This is a genomic window from Pedobacter sp. R20-19 (assembly GCF_000708265.2).
Taxonomy (GTDB): domain Bacteria; phylum Bacteroidota; class Bacteroidia; order Sphingobacteriales; family Sphingobacteriaceae; genus Pedobacter.
This window is the reverse complement of sequence record NZ_JCKI01000001.1, coordinates 622,498-640,737: the sequence shown is the minus strand read 5'-3', so window position 1 is coordinate 640,737 and position 18,240 is coordinate 622,498. Positions and strand designations below refer to the sequence as shown.

Sequence of the window (18,240 nt, the reverse complement as noted above, 5' to 3'; positions counted from 1 at the left end):
TTTATTTTTATTTACTCAAATACATGGATTTATCCTTGTAAAGCTTACGGAAGTAAGGATCTTCTAAATCTTTAATGAAACGAATCGCCTCACCAGTAGATTTCATTTCCGGACCTAACTCTTTCGTAACCTCAGGGAATTTCTCATAAGAGAATACTGGTTCTTTAATTGCATAACCTTTAAGCTTACGTTCGATAGTAAAATCTTTCAACTTCGCTACACCTAACATAATTTTAGCAGCAATGTTAATGTATGGAACATCATATGCTTTAGCAATAAAAGGAACTGTTCGGGATGCTCTTGGGTTGGCCTCAATCACGTAAACCTTTTCATCTTTAATGGCAAACTGAATGTTTAACAAGCCACGTACATCTAAAGCTTTCGCAATCTTAATGGAATACTCTTCCATTGCTTTAGTTACTGTTTCTGGCAAGCTGAAAGTAGGCAATACTGCAAATGAATCACCAGAGTGAATACCTGCAGGCTCGATGTGCTCCATCATACCAACAATGTGTACATCGTCACCATCAGAGATTGAATCAGATTCTGCTTCCTCTGCACGATCTAAAAAGTGATCAATCAATACGCGGTTACCTGGTAAATCACCTAATAATTTTACTACAGCTTTTTCGAGGTCTTCATCGTTAATCACAATGCTCATTCCTTGTCCGCCTAACACATAACTCGGGCGAACCAATACCGGATAACCTACTTCATTTGCAACCAGAATGGCTTCTTCTGCATTTTCGGCTACACCATATTTTGGATAAGGGATATCTAATTCTTTAAGCAAGTCTGAGAAACGGCCGCGATCTTCAGCGATATCCATGTTCTCGAAAGATGTTCCGATAATTTTAATGCCTAATGCCGTTAATTTCTCCGCCATCTTCAGCGCTGTTTGACCGCCCAATTGAACAATCACACCCACAGGTTTCTCTAATTCGATAATCTCACGAACATGCTCCCAGAAAACCGGCTCAAAGTATAACTTATCTGCCATGTTAAAATCTGTAGAAACAGTTTCAGGATTACAGTTCACCATGATGGCTTCAAAACCAGATTCTTTAGCTGCTAACAAACCATGTACACAAGAGTAATCAAACTCTATTCCCTGACCAATACGGTTGGGGCCAGAACCTAAAACAATTACTTTTTTGTTCTCTGTAGGGATTGATTCATTTTCCTCATCAAAAGAAGAATAGTAATAAGGTGTTTGAGCAGGGAATTCCGCAGCACAAGTATCAACCATCTTATAAACCCTGTTGATGCCTAAAGCCTTACGGCGATCATAAACCTCATCTTCGGTAACATTCCCTAATAACCAGGCAATCTGAATATCAGAGAATCCTTTCTGCTTAAGGGTGAAGAAGAAATCACGAGGAATATTATTTAATGAATATCTTTTTAATTCGGTTTCTAAAAGAACAAGATCCTGAATCTGGTTTAAGAACCATTTATCAATTTTAGTTACCTTACGGATAGATTCCAAAGGCACACCCATTGTCATGGCATCTTTTATTAAGAACAAACGGTTCCATGAAGCATGCTCCAGGCCGTCCATAATTTCTTCGATGTTGCGCACTTGTCTGCCATCGGCACCTAAACCTGCACGGCTTATTTCTAAACTCTGACAAGCTTTCTGTAAAGCTTCGATAAAAGTACGACCAATGGCCATTACCTCACCTACAGATTTCATTTGTAAGCCTAGTTCTTTGTTGGCACCTTTAAATTTATCGAAATTCCAGCGAGGAATTTTAACGATTACGTAATCTAAAGTAGGCTCAAAGTATGCTGAAGTTGTTTTGGTAATTTGATTTTCAATTTCATCCAGGTTATAACCGATAGCCAGTTTCGCTGCAATTTTAGCAATTGGATAACCAGTTGCTTTACTAGCTAAAGCTGATGAACGGGATACACGTGGATTAATTTCAATGGCGATAATGTCATCATTTGCCGGGTTTACCGAGAACTGAACATTACACCCACCAGCAAAAGTACCGATAGCACGCATCATTTTAATGGCCTGATTACGCATATCCTGATAACAACGATCGGATAAGGTCATAGCAGGCGCTACAGTGATCGAGTCTCCAGTATGGATACCCATTGGATCGAAGTTTTCAATCGAGCAGATAATGATTACATTATCATTGCTATCTCTCAATAACTCCAATTCATATTCTTTCCAGCCTAAAACAGCTTGTTCTACCAAAACCTCATGTGTTGGCGAAGCTTCTAAACCACGTTTAAGTGCAGCGTCAAATTCTTCCTTTTTATGTACAAAACCACCACCAGAACCGCCTAAAGTATACGATGGGCGAATTACCAACGGAAAACCAATTTCTTGAGCAGCTTCTTTACCTTCTAAAAATGAGTTGGCAATTTTAGAAGGCGCTACACCTACACCTATATCAACCATTAACTGGCGGAAAGATTCACGGTTTTCGGTTTTTTCGATAGCCGCTACATCAACACCGATAACTTTAACACCATATTTTTCCCAAACACCACGTTCGGAAGCTTCTACACAAAGATTTAGCGCCGTTTGACCGCCCATAGTTGGCAAAACAGCGTCAATTCTAGGTAAATCTGCAGAGTCGATATGCTCTTGTAAAATTACCTCTATTGAATCAACCGATAAAGGTCGAAGATAAACATGATCTCCGATAACCTTATCCGTCATAATCGTAGCCGGATTAGAGTTGATAATGGAAACGGTAATTCCTTCTTCTTTTAAGGAAAGTGCCGCTTGTGAACCCGAGTAGTCAAATTCGCAGGCTTGGCCAATAATAATTGGTCCCGATCCGATAATTAATACTGAGCGTATTGAAGTGTCTTTAGGCATGATTAAGCTTAAACAATGATTAAAATTCTAAAGTATTTGACCTGGTAATGATGAAGAAGCAAGAAGGTTTTTTTGCTTTTTGAAGAGAAAATCCCAACTGTTCTGTCGGGATGCAAAGATATGTTTTTTAAAGGAGGTTTTTGATTAAATTTTAAAAATTAATATCCCCTAAATCAAACAGCTGAAATGCACGTTTTTATATTAAAAAACCAAGATTATGCTATAGTAAAATAGATGTTTCCCGAAAATTAACTTGGTCCGTTAATCATAAACAAGATAACCACAATTCCTGAAAACAAAAAAAGGAGCATCAGCTCCTTTTATATCTTTTTAATACTATTGCTTTAATCTCACTTCTCCAAGGTCGGTAGTGGTACTGTCTTTAACAGCAACATTTTCGATAACAGCATCTTTATAAGGTGCATTGGCTTTAATCACTATGGTATAAACCCCCTCTTTTAGCTGCGTAAAAGAAAAGCTACCTTGATTAACGGTCACACTCGTAGTATCCCGACCAGCAATAAGAGAAACACCTGTCACGGCATCAACTGGACCTACACGCCCAACAATGCCACCCAGTTTAACGAAAGTAAAGGCCACAAACAGAATAGATGAAAGAATTAAGGCTACGCAAAAAACACTCAGCTTTTTCATATTAATTTATTTTTTTTCTAAAAAATTCCATTTCAATGGAAACTCATTTTAAACGGTTTATACAACCAATTTGTTTGTCGTCAAAATAGAACACTGTATTATTTTGTAAAAAACAATATGCTAAAGTTGGCTTAATCCAAGCTCATATTGGTTGTAAATCCAACGCAAAAGTAATGAACAATAGTTAAAATTTGTTAAAATGTAACATAAATATAGTGTTAAAAGAACACGAAGTCATGTTTAAGTCATGAATGATTTAAAAGGGTATTATTGGCAATAATGTTGTAATAAGGAGAACATATATGCGTTTTGTATATACTTTAGAAAAAGATCTAAAGCTTCCTCCGCGGAGTAGTTAACCGCAATGAGGATTTCTTCATAAATAGTTTGTTTGGTTTATTATCCGGTTAGAGGAGCCCTCCTCTACCGGATTTTTTCTTTTATGGCTTTTTCTCTTACTTTTGGTTAATATGATCCTGCTCATAGCATCATTCTTTCAATTTGTTACCACACAGTTTCAGCAAACCACCCTTTTAGAATGGGTTGCGGTGATTGCTGGCTTTTTATGCATTTATCTTGCCGCTAAAGAAAGTATCTGGAACTGGCCCATCTCCATCATCAGTGTAGTGGCTTATGGTATATTGTTTTTTAGGGAGGCAATGTACGGCGACATGACGCTTCAGATTTATTTCCTGTTTACCGCATTTTACGGCTGGTATTTCTGGATTAATAAAAAGGTGGAACAACATCGGCCAATTGCCAGATTAACAATAAAACATTGGCTAATGGTAATTATATCTATTACCCTGCTAAGTGTTTTACTTGGTTGGTTTATGGATCACTATACCAACAGTACTGTACCTTATGCAGATGGATTTTGTACTTCTATAAGTTTCGCAGCGCAGCTGCTCTTAACCCGAAAAATATTGGAAAACTGGTTGCTATGGGTTTTTGCAAACATCTGCTACGTTCCATTATTTATTTATAAAAACCTCAACCTAAGCGCATTACTATATCTCGTACTAATTGTTATTGCATTTAATGGTTATTTAATCTGGAGAAAAACATATCGTGAACAAATTAATTAAAAAGATTGCCATTGTTGGACCAGAGAGTACAGGCAAATCGACCATGTCTCAATTACTGGCAAAACATTATGGCGTTTCCTGGGTGCCTGAATACGCCCGCTATTACTGTGAAAATTTAACAGCTCCTTACACTTTACAAGACGAGGTGAACATGTACTATGGACAGGTAGCATTAGAAGACGCCATTCTCACCATTACTGAAAGTGATTTTATCATCTGTGATACCACTTTTGTAACGGTAAAAATCTGGAGTGATGAGATGTTAGGCGAAACTCCCCAGATAGTGTTAGATGCACTTCAAAAAAGACCTTATGATCTTTACCTTTTAATGGACATTGATTTGCCCTGGCAGGACGATCCACTGCGTGACTTTCCGAATCAAAGGGAATATTTTATGGAGGTGTGGCACAAGGAACTAAATGCTTTGGATGCTAACTATAGGGTGATTAGCGGCTTAGGAACACTACGAGTAGAGCATGCGATAAGGGCTATTAATGAGTTTTTAGGGCGATAGGGCCTCTCCCTTTTAAAGAACGTAGGTTTTGGATAGGCTTGTGGAAGTCACTCTCCTGAAAGAGAGAAAAAAAAGGATAGCAGGTATAACCAACACGCCAGGAATTTCCACTATCCAACTTACATTCCTTAAATAGTAAAAAACCTCACCAATTAAAAAAAAGCCCCGATTTTACATCGAGGCTTTAGTAATCTATATTTTAAGTCCCCTTCAGGGGATTTAAGGGTTTAAGCAAATTGCTTGCCTTTAACTTTACGTTCTTGCTCTGTTAAGAAGATTTTACGTAAACGCATGCTTGCAGGCGTAACTTCAATATACTCATCAGCCTGGATATACTCCATAGCCTCTTCTAAAGAGAATTTAATTGCAGGTGCGATACGGGTGTTATCATCTGTACCAGATGCACGCATATTGGTTAATGCTTTTCCTTTCACAACGTTTACTACTAAATCATTATCACGGATGTGCTCACCCATAATCTGACCTTCGTAAACATCAACTCCCGGATCAACAAAGAAACGACCTCTATCTTGTAACTTATCAATAGAATAAGCAGTAGTCTGACCTTTTTCCATAGATACCAATACACCATTTAAACGACCAGGGATAGTTCCTTTCCAAGGCTCATAAGCTTTGAAACGGTGTGCCATAATCGCCTCACCAGCTGTAGCAGTTAATACGTTGTTACGTAAACCGATAATACCGCGAGATGGGATTTCGAATTCTAAGTGTTGTAAATCACCTTTTGGTTCCATAATCAATAACTCACCTTTACGTTGAGTTACCAATTCAATTACTTTACCAGAAACTTCACCAGGTACATCAACAATTAAGGTCTCAATTGGCTCATGTTTTTTACCATCGATTTCCTTTACGATAACCTGTGGCTGACCAACCTGAATCTCATAACCTTCACGACGCATGGTTTCAATCAATACCGATAAATGGAGAATACCACGACCGTAAACTAACCATGAATCAGGAGATGCTGTTTCAACAACTTTTAACGCCAGGTTTTTCTCAGTTTCTTTAATTAAACGTTCTTTAATACGCTGAGAAGTAACCAATTTACCTTCTTTACCGAAGAATGGAGAGTTATTAATGGTAAATAACATATTCATTGTTGGCTCATCAATGCTGATTACCGGTAACTGCTCTGGTGCTTCAAAATCAGCAATAGTATCACCAATATCAAAACCATCAATACCTACAACTGCACAAATATCACCAGAACTTACTTCTGTAGTACGGATTTTGCCTAAACCTTCGAAAGTATAAAGTTCTTTTACCCTTGTTTTAACAACTTTTCCATCACGTTTAATTAAAGTAACCGGTTGGTTTTCTTTAATAGTACCGCGGTGAACACGACCAATTGCAATACGACCAACAAAAGATGAATAATCTAATGAAGTAATTTGCATTTGTAATGTACCATCATTAATTGGAGCAGGTGGAATGTTAGCCACAACTGCATCTAACAATGCAAAAATATCTGTAGTTGGTTTTTGCCAGTCAGTACTCATCCATCCTTGTTTTGATGAACCGTAAATAACAGGAAAATCCAATTGCTCTTCAGTAGCTTCAAGGTTAAAGAACAATTCAAAAATTTGCTCATAAACCTCTTCCGGACGACAGTTTTCTTTATCTACTTTGTTTACTACCACAATTGGTTTTAAACCAAGCGCTAAAGCTTTTTGCGTTACGAAACGTGTTTGAGGCATAGCACCTTCAAAAGCATCGCAAAGTAAAAGTACACCATCGGCCATCTTCAAAACACGCTCTACTTCACCGCCGAAATCCGCGTGACCAGGAGTGTCAATAATGTTAATTTTTACGTCTTTGTATTGAACCGACACGTTTTTAGATACGATGGTGATACCACGTTCGCGCTCTAAATCGTTATTATCCAATATCAAATCTCCTGTTTGTTCGTTGTCACGAAAAATAGAACATGAATGTAAAATCTTATCAACCAACGTGGTTTTACCGTGGTCAACGTGTGCTATAATAGCTATATTTCTAATCTTTTGCATAAAATGCGCCTCAAATTTGGCGCAAAGATAGTGTTTAGAAATGGATTTTCTACTATAACGTTCACTATTTAATGCTTTAATAACACTGTAATAGTCTCATTTTTAATTAGAAAAGCAATGGCGGTAACATTTCGGTTTACTTCGGCCCTGCTGTTCACTTTAGCCCTCATCAAAAATTCGGGGCTGCTGTTCCATCAGGTTTAAAAACCAAAGCATGTTTAAAAAAATTGTACAAGTTCAAATGAACAAAACAAATGAATAATTTGAAGGTATTATGTAAATGGAAAAATCAATACAAGAGTTATTTGACAGTTATGAAGAAAAGTCGCTTGAAGTAGAAGCAGCAAAAAGAGCTATGGATGCAGCTGAAGTACCAGATTTATCTAAAGAAGAATACATTACTTCAGACCAGGCCGATGAACACCTTATTGCTTGTATAGAAAGGGAACGCAAAGAAAAGGAATTGGAAACCCTAAGCCAGGAATGGGCTGAAATTCAAGACGCATTGGTAGAAAAACTTTGTAAAATAAATACCAAAGTGCTGGTAAAAGATAGACGGGATGAATGTACCGTGTTGATCCATTGTGAAGGTGGCGGTATTGTAGTACAGGATAAAGAATAATATTTACTAAACATTGTTTTTTAGGCATTAAGGTTCTAACCAGATATTTAATTAGTAATATCGTATTTTCCTTAATGCTCTATTTTTAAATGCTATTTAGCCAGTCTTCATAAGAAATAACGCCTAAATCAGGTTTAGCTTCGCCTTCCAACATAGCAATAAACTCTAATGCATTCCCATCAGGATCGTTAAAATAAATGGCTATAGCCGGCATCCAGGCAAAAACCATAGGCGCTAAATCATCGCTCTTTAGAAAATTATAAGGTTTTAGGTTGTTCTTCTGTAAAAAGCTTACAGATTTGTTCAGTACATCTTCTACATCGCATCTGAAAGCAAAGTGCCTTACACACACTTCACCTTTCGGTTTTTCCCAGAGCCCAAGCATTGCACCCTTAGGCTCGCCAACCCAGAAGAAAGCAATTCTCCTTCCTTCTTCATAATAACACTGAGTTAAACCCATCACATTTTTATAAAAATCAATAGCTCTTTCTAAGTCTTCAACATCAATATGTGTTTCAAATAATCCTTTTATCATCCGGTCAAGGTAGGAATTACTTAAAGCTGCAAAAAATCATGTTTTTCGATACTGCCATCAATAAAATCGATAGATAAAATTTTATGAAGATTGGGTTACCAAAAATGCCGCTGATGTATTAATTGTAACTAACAGACTGGGATGAATAAAAGGATTTTAAAATATACAGGCAGATTTTTAGTAGTTTTTATCGCATTGATTGGAATTTACTTCCTCGCTGCTTTTTGCTGCTCGCGTATTACCATCAATGCCAACCCAACAAATCCAAAAGAAATTGCCATTTATATTATGACGAATGGAGTACATACTGATATTATCGTTCCCGCGGTTACCGGCCAAATAAACTGGACAAAAGAAATCAGTTATCAAAACACTTTAGTGGCTGATAGCACGTATCGATACCTGGCTATGGGCTGGGGCGATAAAAAATTCTACCTCGAAACACCTGAATTTTCAGACCTGAAGCTTAGTAATGGCTTAAGGGCCATCTCCGGATTGAGCACTTCGGCCATGCATACCACATACTATAAAAATATTATAGAAGATGTAAACTGTAAAAAAATCATGATCAGTAAAGCACAGTACCTATTATTGATCGATTACATTTTAAATAGTTTTAAGAAAGATGAATCCGGACGTTTAATAAATGTTAAATCCAACATTCATTATGATATTGGTGATGCTTTTTATGAAGCGAAAGGGAGTTACAGCATATTTAAAACCTGCAACACCTGGACAAATGCAGCATTAAAGGCATGCGGACAAAGAAGCTGTTTATGGACTATATTTGATACGGGCATACTTAAAAAGTACAATTAGCATTAAGCCTCAAACGCCCAATTCAAAAAAGCAGGCATTACACTTTCCCAGGTTGGAACATCATGTTTGCCCCCCACTTTTTCATAATAAAAGATATGATCAGGACGCTTATAGCCTTTTTTCAGAAGTCCTTTTACCACATCGATGGTATCATCTATAGAATCAATAATCAGGTTTCTATTGCGATCGGCCTTTTCATCTTCCGTTCCGGTCATCAACCAGAATTTCATCTCCGGTTTAGTATCGCTGCAATCAATTAATTCGTGAATAATTCGATCTGCATCCGTATATCCATCGGTTAAATCTTTCTTGCGCCACCAGAAAGCACCTGAAAAAACACCTACAACATCAAAAATAGCCGGGTTATTCCAGGCAATATCAAAGGCTGATAAACCACCGAGTGAAAAACCTGCAAAGGCAACTTTACCTGTAATGGGCATTGCAATTTTCTTTTTAACAAAAGGCAAAAGTTCTTTAATAATAAAATCGTTATACAAACCAGCATGTGCACCTCTTCCTTTAAAATCAGGTGTGCCAGCAACGCCATACTCCATTAAACGATCTACAGATGCTTTTATAGCCACCACAATTAAACGATGATTTCGCTTGCTAAGGTGTGCATCCTCCAGTAATTGAGCAAAATCCATTTTTGCTACATCCTGTCCGTCATTAATTAAAAGAAGTTCTATTTTTTCATTACCTAAAATCCCTTCAGGCACATACATGTCTATTTCTACCTCATGCTGTAAATAAACAGAAGAAATTTTAAAATGATTGATATTAACTTTTACTGATAAAATTGCGGTATACATATCTTAAATCCCCTAACACTGGCATATTGCCCTTTAATTGCGCAAAGGTACAAATCTCACTAAACTATTAATTATCAGCATTCAATTTTTACATTACGCTTTTATTTAAGCTTACAAGATTCTTTTTATAATAATAAATTTCTATCTTAAAACATTCAATTTTCAATATGAGAGAAGAACATAAAAAGTGGTACAGCCCAAATTTAAGTACAGATATAGATATGCTCATTTTTGGTCACAGTGGCATCCCAGTGTTGTTGTTTCCTACCAGTATGGGGCGCTATTTTGAAAATAAGGATTTTAAACTTATTGATGCTGTAGAGGGTTTTATTAATGAAGGTAAAATCAAAGTTTACTGTCCTGATAGTATTGATAAGCTGAGCTGGTACAATAAAAGTATCCATCCTGCAGATAGAGTTAAAAATCACATTTGGTATGATAAATACCTGCTGGAAGAAGTGGCTCCATTGGCCAGACATGAAACCGGGAGGAGTAAAATCATTACCGCAGGATGTAGCTTTGGGGGCTATCATGCGGCCAACTTTGCCTTTCGGCATCCCTGGCTGGTGAGCCATATGTTTAGTATGAGTGGTGCATTTGATATTAAAGGGCAGTTAGATGGCTTTTATAATGATGACGTCTATTTTAATAACCCTGTAGATAACCTGATGAATAACAGTAACCCTGAGTTGCACCATATGAAAATTGTTCTGGGAACCACAGACCGGGATATGTGTCGTGCAGATAATGAAAATCTATCTGGCATTTTAACAAAAAAAGGTATTGATCATTGGTTGGATATCAGGCAAAATGCAGATCATGACTGGCCAATTTGGAGAGAAATGTTTCCCAGCTACATTGCTCAGTTATAGTTTTTATTGGCAATTTATAATAAGTAATAAAACAATTAACCAATTTATACGATTAACCTTTACCATAATTAAACTTAAATAGTACAAATGAAAAAAATCGGGATTCTATTTGGCCAGGAACGTTCATTTCCTGAAGCTGTTATCGAAAGGATTAATCAAAAGGCAGAAGATGGCATTACTGCCGAGGCTGTTAAAATCGATAAAATATTTCAAAATGTTCCACTTGGTTATTCCGTGATTATCGATCGTATTTCTCAGGATGTCCCATTTTACCGTGCATCATTAAAAAATGCAGCAACTACTGGTACAGCAGTTATCAATAATCCCTTTTGGTGGAGTGCTGATGAAAAGTTTTTTAACAATGCGCTTGCCGAACAGATTGGTGTACCAGTTCCGAAAACAGCTTTAATTCCATCAAGACAACATCCAACAGGGACTACTGGTGAATCTTTTTCTAACTTGACTATGCCACTCGATTGGGATGCGATTTTTGAATACACTGGGTTTCCTGCTTATATGAAACCATATGATGGAGGTGGATGGAGAGATGTTTATAAGCTTCACGATAAAGAAGATTTTTTTGATAAACACAGTGGTACCGAACAATTGGTGATGCTTTTACAAGAAGAAATCATCTTCGAAGAATATTTTAGGTGTTATTGTATTGGTGGTAAACATGTTCGCATAATGCAATATGATCCACGCAATCCACATCATTTGCGCTATGCTGTTGATGGGAAGGCGCCAGATCCTAAATTGCTAAAAACTGTGGAAGAATATACGCTGAAATTGTGCCAGTATTTAGGTTACGACTTTAACACTGTAGAATTTGCCGTTAGAGATGGAGTGCCTATTGCTATTGATTTCTGCAACCCGGCTCCAGATGCAGATATTAAAAGTGTTGGACAGGAGAACTTCGACTGGGTAGTAGAAACTACAGCCAATTATGCCATTGAAAGAGCTAAAGCGCAAAAAGATGGGCAAGATAACTTAACCTGGGGAGAATATATTAAGGCTTCGGTTGCTGGAAAACCTTTGGTTGCCAAATCAGCTCCAAAAGCAATTGCAAAAAAACCTACTGCAGCTAAAACAACAACAGAAAAAACCACTGCAAAACCTAAGAAAGCAGCTCCAAAGAAATAAAAGGGATAAAAAAAACTTCAATCAGGATGAACGAATTTACGCTGGGCATAGAGGAAGAATATATGGTGATTGATCCCGTTACCAGGGAACTTACCTCGCATGATCAAAAGATTGTAGAAGCTGCACAAAAGATTCATAAAGACCAGGTGAAGGCCGAAATGCATCAGGCGGTAGTGGAGGTTGGAACCGGGATTTGTAAATCAACTACCGAAGCCAGGAAAGAAATTTCTCAGCTGCGCTATACTGTATCACAACTTGCCGGAGAGCAGGGATTACGAATTGGCGCAGCTGGCACTCACCCCTTTTCACATTGGGAAAAGCAATTGATAACCGAACATCCCCGCTACAATGAAATTGTTAATGAACTACAGGAGGCGGCACGGTCTAACCTAATTTTCGGTCTTCATGTTCACGTAGGTTTTCAATCGCGTGAGTTGGCTATCCACATAGCCAATCAGGTTCGGTATTTTCTGCCACACGTATTTGCTTTGTCAACCAATTCACCTTTCTGGGAATCAAGAAATACTGGCTATAAATCTTTCAGAACTAAAATTTTCGACAAATTTCCCAGAACGGGTATACCTGATATTTTTAATAGTATAGAAGATTATGATAGTTATGTAAAACTGCTGATCAAAACCAATTGCATGGATAATGCAAAGAAAATCTGGTGGGATATTCGTGTTCACCCCTTTTTTGATACGGTTGAATTCCGCATTTGCGATTGCCCAATGCTGATTGACGAGACAATGGCTTTCACTGCCCTTTTTCAGGCGCTTTGTGCCAAGTTATATAAACTGCGTTTGCAGAATATGGAATTTATCAGCTATTCCAGAGCGCTCATTAATGAGAATAAATGGCGTGCTGCCCGTTATGGAATTGATGGGAATTTGATTGATTTTGGTAAAGAAATGGAAGTTAATTGCCGAAATCTAGTCTTGGAATTATTGGATTTTGTTGATGATGTAGTGGATGAATTGGGATGCCGTGATGACATTAATTATGTACACCGAATACTGGAGCATGGCACTGGTGCCGACAGACAATTAGCTGTTTACCAACAAACTGGCAGTTTTGAATCGGTAGTAGATTATATCACCACTCAAACACTTATAGGGGCAAAGTAATTTTACCATGGATAAAAAAGGATTAAGGGTTGCTGTAATTGATATGAACAACGGCGCACCTAACCAGGGAATGCGGGGAATTCAGGAAATTTTATCCCGTTTTAGAGACGATAATCATATCAATCTTTCTTTTGATCTTTTTGATTTAAGACAAAAGGGTGAAATTCCCGGACTGGAATACGATGCTTATATTTCCAGTGGTGGACCTGGAAGCCCGCTGGAAAGTGAAGGTGAAAAGTGGGAAAACGATTTTTATAATCTACTGGATCAGATTGAGGTTTTTAATACGAAAAATGAAACACAAAAGAAGTATGCCTTTCTAATTTGCCACTCCTTTCAACTGGCCTGCCGGAAGTATGAACTGGGTAATGTAACCGAAAGGCGATCGAATGCTTTTGGGATCTTTCCAATCACACTTACCGAAGATGGCGAGCAGGATGAAATTTTTAATGGCATTACCAACCCCTTCTTCTCTGTTGACAGCAGAGATTGGCAAGTAATAGAACCTGATTTTGATGCCTTTGAAAAAAAAGGAGCAAAGCTTTTAGCAATAGAGAAAGAGCGCAAGCATATTGATTTAGAACGCTGCATGATGGCGATTCGTTTTTCTAATGAAATTATTGGCACGCAGTTTCATCCAGAGGCAGATCCAATCGGGATGAAAATGTACTTGCTTCAGGAAGAAAAGAAAAAAGCTATTATTGATATGCATGGTGAACAAAAGTATTTAGATATGCTGAATAGCCTGGATGACCCGGCAAGGATTGTTCTGACGCAAAGTGTGATTTTACCTAATTTCCTGCAAAAAGCAATCGGAAATTTGCAAGAAGCATAACATCAAAGTCGGTTGTCAAAAACAAATAATAACATATGATACCTTCCCAACGCAAAAAATACAATGAACAGTTGAATGCTGAAAAGTATCAAACATTCATTAAAGATTTGGAAAATGGTTACCCTGAAATTCCTTTTCGTGTGGCGGAAACACCGGTATTTATTGCGAATGCTTTAAAAGAAAAACTTATTGCTGCAGGTGAGGAAATCATTAAACTGATTAAGCTACCGAACTTTAAAGACCTCACAGCACCATCCGTCCCATTAAAATGGAGCGTACCTCATGAAAATGATCACCCTCATTTTCTCACTTTTGATTTTGGTATTTGTAAAAATGAAACCGGCGAATTAACCCCCATGCTAATTGAAATGCAAGGCTTTCCGTCGCTTTATGGTTTTCAACATCACCTGGGAAAAACTTTTGCATCACATTTTGACATTGACCCTTCTGTTAACTATTTTTTGAATGGATTTAATGAAGAGACATACATCCAATTATTAAAAGAAGTCATCATAGGTAAACATCAGCCACATGAGGTAGCACTGATGGATGTTGATGCTCCAAACCAAAAAACAGCAATCGATTTTTTTGTAACACAAAAAATGCTGGGTATTAAAATACTGGCACTAACGGATATTAAAAAAGTAGGCAAGCAACTCTTCTACGAAGAAAATGGTAAACAGATTCATTTAAAACGAATTTATAATCGGTTAATCTTTGATGAAGTAGCTAATAATCTGGAAATCTTTAAAACCAATTTCGACCCTCGGGAAGAACTGGATATAGAATGGATTACCCATCCAAATTGGTTTTACAGAATTAGTAAATACACAATGCCTTTTTTAGATAGTGAGTTTGTCCCTGAAACCCGATTCCTGAATCAAATTGACAGCATTCCAACTGATCTGGAAAACTATGTATTAAAGCCTTTATTTTCATTTGCGGGTATGGGTGTAATAATTGATGTTACGGAAGATGATATCAATACCATTCCTGATCCGGAAAACTGGATTTTACAAAGGAAAGTAAATTATGAACCTGCCGTAAAATCTCCATCCGGAGGAGTTAAAGCAGAAATTAGAATGATGTATTTATGGCCGGATAATGGTGAACCCCAGCTTTGCATCAACTTAGCCAGATTAAGTCGCGGCAAAATGATTGGCGTTCGCTATAATGCAGATTTTGACTGGGTTGGTGGTACGATAGGTTTTATCGAAGACTAATCTCTTCATTTTATCATGAAATATTACTTTCTCTGTGCACTCAGTGTAAAACTCAGTGCGCTCTGTGGTAAACATTTCATGCATACTTCGACTTTAAAATAATTTACATTCACCTGAACACCAAAACTAAAAAAGCCTATTATATTTGTGTCATGAATATTCAAACCATTTTAGTCTTTTTACTTTTTGCGGTAGCATTGGTATATGTTGGCCGTTTGGTTTATAAGTCTCTTCAGATTAAGAAAGATGGCTGCGGCGGCAATTGCAAATGTGGCGTAGATTTTTCAGATATTAAATCCTCAAAAAAGTAATACTTCCTTTATGATTGATCAGTTTAAAAACTATCTTAAAGAAAAAATAGCCATAACTGATGAGCAATTCGATAGCATTTCTTCTCCATTAAAAGTAAAGAAATTTGATAAAAGCCAAATCGTTCAATATACAGGAGATAACCTCAAACATGGTTTTTTTGTTTGTAAGGGACTTTTACGGGCCTATTCTATTGATTCAAAAGGCAAAGAACATATTCTTCAGTTTGCACCAGAAAACTGGTTAATTTCAGACAGAAATAATATGAATAATGAGCCATCAATATTTTTTATTGAGGCGATTGAAGCCTCTGAAGTAGTGCTGATGCCTAATGATTTTATGGAACAGGCAGCTATTCAAGTACCCTGCCTGCAACCTATGCAAGTTAGATTATTAAACAATTCGATTCGTTTTATGCAGAAGAGAATTAATATGTTACTAAGTGCAACTGCTGAAGAACGCTATCTAGATTTTATCAAACTTTATCCAAACCTTACGCTTCGCGTACCTCAATGGATGATTGCTTCGTATTTAGGCATCACTCCAGAATCGTTAAGTAGAGTAAGAAAAGAACTCGCCAACAAACACTTCCGCCCTTAGTTAATTTTGAATGAAGGAATTTTAAATGATGTAATGCCATTTCAATACGCTAACACTCTCTAATTCAATCCCTCAATAATTCATTCATTAGTTAACATACATCAACCTCAACCCTAATCGCCTGCCGTATTTTTGTGATGTAATATTAAACGCATCAAAAAACGAATATATGGCTACTACAAAATGGACATTAGATCCAACACATAGCGAACTTCAGTTCAAAGTAAAACACTTAATGATCACCACTATTACTGGAAATTTAAAATCCTTTACTGCAGAATTAGATGCAGAAGGTGATGAATTTGAAAACAGTAAAATCTCATTTGAAGGCGACATTAATTCTTTAGATACCGGAAACACAGACCGCGATCATCATTTAAAAAGCGCTGATTTCTTCAATGCGGAGCAGTTTTCGACGATGGAATTTCAATCTTCATCAGTTACAAAAGAGGGTACTGACTACCTTATTAATGGTAATTTAACTATTAAGGGAGAAACTAAACCAATAAAATTAACTGCAGAATTTGGTGGCATTGCAACTGATCCATGGGAAAATATTAAAGCTGGCTTTACACTTAGTGGCAAAATTAACCGTACAGATTTTGGACTCACCTGGAATACAGCTATAGAAGGCGGTGGTGTAATGGTGAGTGAAGAAGTTCGCTTATTAGGTGAACTACAATTTGTTAAACAAGTATAATATAGCATTGCGTTTTGAGTTTTGAGCATAGAAGCTCTGTGCTCAAAACCCCATGCCTTAAATAATGAAAGGGAATGGAAATAAAACAAATAGCAAATATCTTAAAAGCACCTGCACCACATATGGTTGGAGATGGTTTTAGAGTACATAACTTTTTCCCGGGAGGATATAAAATCAATATGAGTCCATTTTTCCTGATGGATTATGGTTCAAAAATCGAATTTTCTGCCCGGAAAAATCCGCGTGGTGTAGGAATTCATCCACATCGTGGTTTTGAAACCGTAACCATAGCCTATCATGGCGCTATTGCACACCATGATAGCACAGGAAATAGCGGCGTTATATACCCTGGTGACGTTCAATGGATGACTGCTGCCCGAGGCATCCTGCATAAGGAATATCATGAAGAGAATTATAGTTTAAAGGGCGGAACCTTTCAAATGGTTCAGTTATGGGTTAATTTACCGGCAAAAGATAAAATGGGAAAACCAGGATATCAGGCGATTAAGCAATCTGAAATGGCCACTATTGACCTGCCAGATTATGGAGGCAAAATTGAGGTTATCGCCGGAAATTATCAGGGAATAGTGGGCAATGCTAATACTTTTACATCCATTCATTTATACAATGCCAGATTGAATAAAGGCGGAAAAGCAAATTTTAGTTTTCCTTCAGATTATAATACAGGCCTCATGATTATTGAGGGAGCGATAGAAATAAATGGAAAAGAAATCGCTCATGCAGATAGCTTTGTACATTTCGAAAACATGGGAACGGAAATTAAAATCCAAGCTTTAGAAAATAGTGTTGTTTTAATCTTAAGCGGCGAGCCTGTTAATGAACCCATTGTACACTACGGCCCCTTTTTAATGAATACAGAGGCTGAAATTAATCAGGCGTTATCAGATTATAATCAGGGAAAATTTGGTTACCTGGAAGAGTAACGAATTAAAAAAAGCTGGATAGCTTAAGTCAATCCAGCTTTTGAATAATTTAATTATTTAAAGATCATGCTTTTTCAATTAAGCATACGGCATAGGCCACCACACCTTCTTCACGTCCAATAAATCCCATTTGTTCGTTAGTTGTTGCTTTGATAGAGATTTCTTCCGTAGATATTCCAATGGCATCAGCAATGTTTTGCTGCATGTCGGGAATGTGAGGATTAATTTTGGGTGCTTCCAAACAGAGCATAGCATCTATATTCCCTACCTGCCAGCCTTTTTCAGTAAGTAATTTAATGGTTTCTTTTAATAGAATTACACTGCTGATCCCTTTCCAACGGTCGTCCGTATTTTTAAAATGGAACCCAATATCACGGAGATTAGCAGCGCCTAAAAGTGCATCACATATGGCGTGCAGTAAAACATCAGCATCTGAATGACCAAAAGCACCTTTATGATGTTCTAGTGTTACTCCACCTACTACAAAAGGGTGCTCATCTTTTAATTGATGAACATCGAAGCCAAAGCCTACTCTTATTTTCATTTAATTTGATTTATGATCTGA

At 37.2% G+C, this 18,240-nt stretch carries 19 protein-coding genes; 13 read left to right on the top strand and 6 right to left on the bottom strand.

What is annotated here, in order from left to right; translation table 11 throughout:
• Positions 1 to 7: 7 nt before the first annotated feature.
• The gene (carB, locus tag AN34_RS02835; RefSeq protein WP_029282093.1) at positions 8 to 2,845 is read right to left on the bottom strand and encodes a carbamoyl-phosphate synthase large subunit; all 2,838 of its coding nucleotides are present in this window, start codon (positions 2,843 to 2,845) and stop codon (positions 8 to 10) included.
• Between the two features lie 336 nt (positions 2,846 to 3,181).
• Positions 3,182 to 3,499, bottom strand: a complete 318-nt coding sequence (locus tag AN34_RS02830; RefSeq protein ID WP_029282092.1) for a hypothetical protein — start codon at positions 3,497 to 3,499, stop codon at positions 3,182 to 3,184.
• A 470-nt stretch (positions 3,500 to 3,969) separates the two neighbouring features.
• Here AN34_RS02830 and pnuC point away from each other — a divergent pair, with 470 nt between their 5' ends.
• Together pnuC and AN34_RS02820 are read left to right on the top strand one after the other, a co-directional pair.
• A complete protein-coding gene (pnuC, locus tag AN34_RS02825; protein ID WP_029282090.1) occupies positions 3,970 to 4,587 on the top strand; it encodes a nicotinamide riboside transporter PnuC in 618 nt (205 codons plus the stop codon).
• Positions 4,571 to 5,101: an AAA family ATPase gene (locus AN34_RS02820; protein WP_029282088.1), complete on the top strand. Its 531-nt coding sequence runs from the start codon at positions 4,571 to 4,573 to the stop codon at positions 5,099 to 5,101. Before pnuC ends, AN34_RS02820 begins: the two co-directional genes overlap by 17 nt.
• 227 nt (positions 5,102 to 5,328) lie before the next feature.
• On the opposite strand, the gene typA is transcribed toward AN34_RS02820, so the two are convergent.
• Complete coding sequence (gene typA, locus AN34_RS02815; protein WP_029282086.1) at positions 5,329 to 7,134, bottom strand: translational GTPase TypA; 1,806 nt, start codon at positions 7,132 to 7,134, stop codon at positions 5,329 to 5,331.
• A gap of 280 nt (positions 7,135 to 7,414) precedes the next feature.
• Between typA and AN34_RS02810 the strand changes: the two genes are divergently transcribed.
• The gene (locus AN34_RS02810; protein ID WP_029282084.1) at positions 7,415 to 7,756 is read left to right on the top strand and encodes a hypothetical protein; all 342 of its coding nucleotides are present in this window, start codon (positions 7,415 to 7,417) and stop codon (positions 7,754 to 7,756) included.
• Positions 7,757 to 7,841: 85 nt separating this feature from the next.
• On the opposite strand, the gene AN34_RS02805 is transcribed toward AN34_RS02810, so the two are convergent.
• Entirely contained in the window at positions 7,842 to 8,291 is a 450-nt protein-coding gene (locus AN34_RS02805) for a VOC family protein (protein ID WP_029282082.1), read from the bottom strand.
• Between the two features lie 141 nt (positions 8,292 to 8,432).
• On the opposite strand from AN34_RS02805, the gene AN34_RS02800 reads away from it, so the two are divergent.
• On the top strand, positions 8,433 to 9,110 hold the full coding sequence (locus AN34_RS02800; RefSeq protein WP_029282079.1) for a TIGR02117 family protein: 678 nt from the start codon (positions 8,433 to 8,435) through the stop codon (positions 9,108 to 9,110).
• 2 nt (positions 9,111 to 9,112) lie between these two features.
• Here the strand turns inward: AN34_RS02800 and AN34_RS02795 are convergent, their stop codons facing one another.
• Complete coding sequence (locus tag AN34_RS02795; protein WP_029282077.1) at positions 9,113 to 9,922, bottom strand: esterase family protein; 810 nt, start codon at positions 9,920 to 9,922, stop codon at positions 9,113 to 9,115.
• Positions 9,923 to 10,089: 167 nt separating this feature from the next.
• Here AN34_RS02795 and AN34_RS02790 point away from each other — a divergent pair, with 167 nt between their 5' ends.
• From AN34_RS02790 to AN34_RS02755, 9 genes are all read left to right on the top strand, one after another.
• The gene (locus tag AN34_RS02790) at positions 10,090 to 10,794 is read left to right on the top strand and encodes an esterase family protein (RefSeq protein ID WP_029282075.1); all 705 of its coding nucleotides are present in this window, start codon (positions 10,090 to 10,092) and stop codon (positions 10,792 to 10,794) included.
• 87 nt (positions 10,795 to 10,881) lie between these two features.
• Positions 10,882 to 11,937, top strand: coding sequence for a RimK family alpha-L-glutamate ligase (locus AN34_RS02785; RefSeq protein WP_036676362.1), 1,056 nt, complete (start codon positions 10,882 to 10,884; stop codon positions 11,935 to 11,937).
• A gap of 26 nt (positions 11,938 to 11,963) precedes the next feature.
• The gene (locus AN34_RS02780; protein ID WP_029282072.1) at positions 11,964 to 13,064 is read left to right on the top strand and encodes a carboxylate-amine ligase; all 1,101 of its coding nucleotides are present in this window, start codon (positions 11,964 to 11,966) and stop codon (positions 13,062 to 13,064) included.
• 7 nt (positions 13,065 to 13,071) lie between these two features.
• Complete coding sequence (locus AN34_RS02775; RefSeq protein ID WP_029282070.1) at positions 13,072 to 13,899, top strand: type 1 glutamine amidotransferase; 828 nt, start codon at positions 13,072 to 13,074, stop codon at positions 13,897 to 13,899.
• A 35-nt stretch (positions 13,900 to 13,934) separates the two neighbouring features.
• Positions 13,935 to 15,122 carry a hypothetical protein gene (locus AN34_RS02770; RefSeq protein WP_029282068.1) on the top strand — a complete coding sequence of 396 codons (1,188 nt, stop codon included), beginning with the start codon at positions 13,935 to 13,937 and terminating at the stop codon, positions 15,120 to 15,122.
• Positions 15,123 to 15,274: 152 nt separating this feature from the next.
• Complete coding sequence (locus AN34_RS21375) at positions 15,275 to 15,433, top strand: FeoB-associated Cys-rich membrane protein (RefSeq protein WP_082468299.1); 159 nt, start codon at positions 15,275 to 15,277, stop codon at positions 15,431 to 15,433.
• 10 nt (positions 15,434 to 15,443) lie between these two features.
• Positions 15,444 to 16,031 (top strand): Crp/Fnr family transcriptional regulator, encoded by a 588-nt coding sequence (locus AN34_RS02765; RefSeq protein WP_029282066.1) that lies wholly within the window; start codon positions 15,444 to 15,446, stop codon positions 16,029 to 16,031.
• A gap of 169 nt (positions 16,032 to 16,200) precedes the next feature.
• Complete coding sequence (locus tag AN34_RS02760) at positions 16,201 to 16,731, top strand: YceI family protein (protein WP_029282064.1); 531 nt, start codon at positions 16,201 to 16,203, stop codon at positions 16,729 to 16,731.
• A gap of 74 nt (positions 16,732 to 16,805) precedes the next feature.
• A complete protein-coding gene (locus tag AN34_RS02755) occupies positions 16,806 to 17,675 on the top strand; it encodes a pirin family protein (protein ID WP_029282062.1) in 870 nt (289 codons plus the stop codon).
• A gap of 64 nt (positions 17,676 to 17,739) precedes the next feature.
• Here AN34_RS02755 and ispF read toward each other — a convergent pair whose 3' ends face one another.
• Positions 17,740 to 18,219: a 2-C-methyl-D-erythritol 2,4-cyclodiphosphate synthase gene (gene ispF / locus AN34_RS02750; RefSeq protein ID WP_029282060.1), complete on the bottom strand. Its 480-nt coding sequence runs from the start codon at positions 18,217 to 18,219 to the stop codon at positions 17,740 to 17,742.
• Between the last annotated feature and the right edge of the window lie 21 nt (positions 18,220 to 18,240).